The sequence below is a fragment of the Kitasatospora sp. NPDC058965 genome, from assembly GCF_042741245.1.
In the GTDB taxonomy this organism is placed as follows: domain Bacteria; phylum Actinomycetota; class Actinomycetes; order Streptomycetales; family Streptomycetaceae; genus Kitasatospora.
Genome location: NZ_JBHYKG010000551.1, coordinates 1 through 2,523 on the forward strand (window position 1 = coordinate 1; position 2,523 = coordinate 2,523).

A 2,523-nucleotide genomic window follows, 5' to 3' on the forward strand; every position below is an offset into this window, starting at 1 on the left:
GGCGCACCCTCCTGCGGAGTCCCGTAGGCATACGGGCGCTGACCGCCCGGCCCGCCGGGCGGCTGTTCACCGCCGCCCCCGTGGGGCGACCGGCGCCGGTGTTCGCTCATAGTCCAGTTACTCCTAGGCCAGGCGGGGAGCCTGCTCAGCAGGATCTGCTTGCGATGCCCTGGGCCGCCCGTCAGGCCGCGAAGCGGCCGCTTCCCCGGAGGTGGTCCTCGTGCACACGCGACAGCGTACGCAGGCCAAATGAGACGTATTTCCGGCATAACGGGTCAATCCGTCACAAAGAGCTGACAGATCATTACATGCCCGTTGCCAAGAACCCCCGAGTTGGCCTTGACCGGAGCCCCCGGACGGCCCAGGGCGAACCCTGCGTGACCGTCGTCCGAATTCTTGTGATCACATTCACCCGTGCCCCTCTTGCCCCAATCGTGACCCCGGCCTATCGTTCTCGATATATCGAGCCGATACATCAGTACGGCATACCTCGGTGGAGAACGGAGGGTGGGCAGGATGAGCAGGCGATCGGGTGTGCTGGAGTTCGCCGTCCTCGGCCTGCTGCACGACGCCCCGATGCACGGGTACGAGCTGCGCAAGCGGCTGAACATCCTGCTCGGATCGTTCCGCGCCTTCTCCTACGGGACCCTGTACCCCTGCCTGAAGAACCTGGTCGCCCAGGGCTTCCTGGTGGAGGACAACCCGGACACCGAGTACGTGCCGGCCACCGCACTGAACGGCAAGCGGTCGAAGATCGTCTACCGGCTCTCCCCGGAGGGCAAGGAGCGCTTCGAGGAGCTGCTCGCCGACTCCGGCCCGGACGCCTGGGAGGACGAGCACTTCGGTGTGCACTTCGCCTTCTTCGGCCAGACCGACCGGGCAGTGCGGATGCGGGTGCTGGAGGGCCGGCGCAGCCGGCTGGAGGAGCGGCTGGAGCGGATGCGCTCCTCGCTCGCCCGCACCCGGGAGCGTTTCGACGACTACACCCTCGAACTGCAGCGGCACGGTCTCGAATCGGTCGAGCGCGAGGTGCGCTGGCTGAACGAGCTGATCGAGACCGAGCGGGCCAACCGGAGCGGACGCACCGCCACCGGGCCCGCGACCCCACAGTCTTCGGACGGCCGTGGCCACCAGGACGGGTCCCCCGACCCGGACCGGCCACCGTACGACCGCCCGGGGCGCTCCACCTAGGAGTGCCGCCACCGCGTGTTGCCCTTGCCACGCGGCGGAAATGGGCGCAGTGCGCGCCCGTCAGACAGTCACATTGAAGAGAGCAGGACGAGGGGCGCCGCACCACGGCGCGCCTCACGAGAACAGGGAGCAACCGGAATGGGTTCGGTTCGCGTAGCCATCGTCGGCGTGGGCAACTGCGCCGCCTCGCTGGTGCAGGGTGTCGAGTACTACAAGGACGCCGACCCGGCCGGCAAGGTCCCCGGGCTGATGCACGTGCAGTTCGGCGACTACCACGTCCGCGACGTGGAGTTCGTCGCGGCGTTCGACGTCGACGCCAAGAAGGTCGGCTTCGACCTTGCCGACGCCATCGGCAACAGCGAGAACAACACCATCAAGATCTGCGACGTGCCGCCGACCGGCGTCACCGTGCAGCGCGGCCACACCCTCGACGGCCTCGGCAAGTACTACCGCGAGACCATCGAGGAGTCCGACGAGACCCCGGTCGACGTCGTCCAGATCCTCAAGGACCGCCAGGTCGACGTCCTGGTCTGCTACCTCCCGGTGGGTTCCGAGGACGCCGCGAAGTTCTACGCGCAGTGCGCCATCGACGCCAAGGTCGCCTTCGTGAACGCCCTCCCGGTGTTCATCGCCGGCACCAAGGAGTGGGCGGACAAGTTCACCGAGGCCGGCGTGCCGATCGTCGGCGACGACATCAAGTCGCAGGTGGGCGCCACCATCACGCACCGCGTGATGGCGAAGCTCTTCGAGGACCGCGGTGTCATCCTCGAGCGCACCATGCAGCTGAACGTCGGCGGCAACATGGACTTCAAGAACATGCTCGAGCGCGAGCGCCTGGAGTCCAAGAAGATCTCCAAGACCCAGGCCGTCACCTCGCAGATCCGCGACCGCGAGCTGGGCGCGAAGAACGTCCACATCGGCCCGTCCGACTACGTCGCCTGGCTGGACGACCGCAAGTGGGCGTACGTCCGCCTCGAGGGCCGCGCCTTCGGTGACGTTCCGCTGAACCTGGAGTACAAGCTCGAGGTCTGGGACTCGCCGAACTCGGCCGGCGTCATCATCGACGCGGTGCGCGCCGCGAAGATCGCCAAGGACCGCGGCATCGGCGGCCCGATCCTCTCCGCCTCCTCGTACTTCATGAAGTCGCCGCCGGTGCAGTACTTCGACGACGAGGCCAAGGAGAACGTCGAGAAGTTCATCCGCGGCGAGGTCGAGCGCTGAGCCACTGAGCTCACCGTTTGACAGTTCGTCACCGCCGAGGGCCGTTTTTTCACGTGTAAAAAAGGCCCTAGGCATGACACCCTGGGCGGGTGGGGATCACCCGACGGCCGG

Annotated in this window: 2 protein-coding genes; both read left to right on the forward strand. The window is 67.1% G+C overall.

Annotated features, from left to right (window positions below; all coding sequences use genetic code 11):
- The first annotated feature begins 516 nt into the window (after window positions 1-516).
- Window positions 517-1,191, forward strand: a complete 675-nt coding sequence (locus tag ACFW1A_RS39990) for a PadR family transcriptional regulator (RefSeq protein WP_380418574.1) — start codon at window positions 517-519, stop codon at window positions 1,189-1,191.
- 138 nt (window positions 1,192-1,329) lie between these two features.
- Window positions 1,330-2,412, forward strand: a complete 1,083-nt coding sequence (locus tag ACFW1A_RS39995) for an inositol-3-phosphate synthase (RefSeq protein WP_380418576.1) — start codon at window positions 1,330-1,332, stop codon at window positions 2,410-2,412.
- The last annotated feature ends 111 nt before the right edge of the window (window positions 2,413-2,523 follow it).